Annotated in this window: 2 protein-coding genes; both read right to left on the reverse strand. The window is 36.1% G+C overall.

The features are described from left to right. On the reverse strand, nucleotides 1–512 hold a 512-nt coding region (locus HRT72_07980; GenBank protein ID NQY67646.1), incomplete at its 3' end, for a hypothetical protein. A gap of 116 nt (nucleotides 513–628) precedes the next feature. Further along, nucleotides 629–1,447, reverse strand: a complete 819-nt coding sequence (locus tag HRT72_07985; protein ID NQY67647.1) for a DUF3108 domain-containing protein — start codon at nucleotides 1,445–1,447, stop codon at nucleotides 629–631. Nucleotides 1,448–1,606 lie beyond the last annotated feature (159 nt).

The following is a 1,606-nucleotide window of genomic DNA, read 5'->3' on the forward strand; positions in this document are numbered from 1 at the left end:
ATAATTCCAGCGGCTGTTTTTCTTTCGAGAGTAACCTCTTTCGCTCCTTTGTAAACACTCATCGTATCACGCAAATCGAAAACATAGAAATCAATTGCGTTATCCTGATACACTACAAGTTGTGCTTGTTTAACGGAATCTTCTGTATAAAAAACACTGTACTTTTTCCCTTGCTTAATCCTTCTAAGGTTAAATACGTCAGTAGATTTACGAGCGATTCGATCTATATTAAGATGAGATACCCCATACCTTCTAAGAATAATAGACAGGTTCTCGTTCTTCCCTATTTTGCCTTCCTTGATTTTATAATCTTCATTATTTATTCCGTATCGAAAAACAGGAGGTACTTCAGGAGCGTCTTCAGCAATTGTAAATACAGAATCAATCTCATCGATTATTTCTGTAGCCAAAGATTCAACGTCGTTATCTTCTTCTTTGGAAGCTAACAAGATAGACCCTATTACGATACCAAATAAACAAGTGACAATTATTCTACTCCAGAACTTCTTCAAAATATTCTACTCTATAGTCAACGTTGCACATGGTGAGATTGTGCAATATTATAGATTAAAGAGGACGACGTTTCTGACTTTCCTAGGAGATATTCACAATCTGATTGTTGGAAAGGTTATTTATTAACTCTAGCCAAAGAATTTGCTACTCCAAAATACTTTTTCAAATCCATTCGGATGGAGCCAATAAAAATATCTGTTTGCAATCGAATAGGTATATGGTTTTTATCGGCAGTCACCCATATTGTCATGTCCTCTTCTTCCTTAAACACTCGCCCTTCTTGTAACATTGGCCTAAGCTTAAGGCAATTGAATGTACCTAACCCGTTTTTCATAACTTCTTTTCCAAGGTATTTTATATTCATACCAAACACCTCATGATCTAAAAATGTATTAATAGGAAAGATATCACCAACTTCGGCATTTTCGAAATCTAAGCACCTTGCATAATAAAATGCGGAAAGTAAATCTTGCACATTGCTCGGTACTTCATGCGTTCCTTTACGATCTACAGCAGTATGTGCTAACTGATCAAACTCGATATCTCTTGTGATTTTAAAACCGCCCTCATTTACACGTCTAATAAATTTAAGGGGTATAATGGCCTCTTTATCTATATAAGTTTCATAACGATCTTGAATTTTATAAAACCAATTAAACATTCCGGTAGAGTAGCCCAAACCCACCATGTGAAAAACATCTCGATTCTGAAGTTTGTTCTGTTCTTTCTTTACTTCTAAAACAACTTCACCAGCTTCTACAATGCCATAATGGACCCGATAAATAAGTTTCTCTCCTTGTGCAAATTGATTATCGTAGACATTGCGATAGCCTTGCGCTGTAGATATACTACCTAAGATAATTACCAATGTTACAAACGTCGAAATCGCTCTCATCATCATATATTTTATATGTTTTCTGATATTATGCAACATCTGTACCAAGCTCTGATTCTTCTAAACGACTACGTTCACAATTCGGTTCGGAACAACGATAACTTTCTTAGGCGATTTTCCTTCCAGCCATTTTACGCTATCTGCGGATGCCAAGACTTCTTTCTCTACATCTTCCTTGCTCATTCCAACCGGCAATTC

The sequence above is a fragment of the Flavobacteriales bacterium genome (assembly GCA_013214975.1).
Classification (GTDB): domain Bacteria; phylum Bacteroidota; class Bacteroidia; order DT-38; family DT-38; genus DT-38.

Bases quoted from the DNA above. Each gene is read 5' to 3' on its own strand.
- HRT72_07985 (NQY67647.1), bottom strand. From the start codon at position 1,447: ATGTTGCATAATATCAGAAAACATATAAAATATATGATGATGAGAGCG.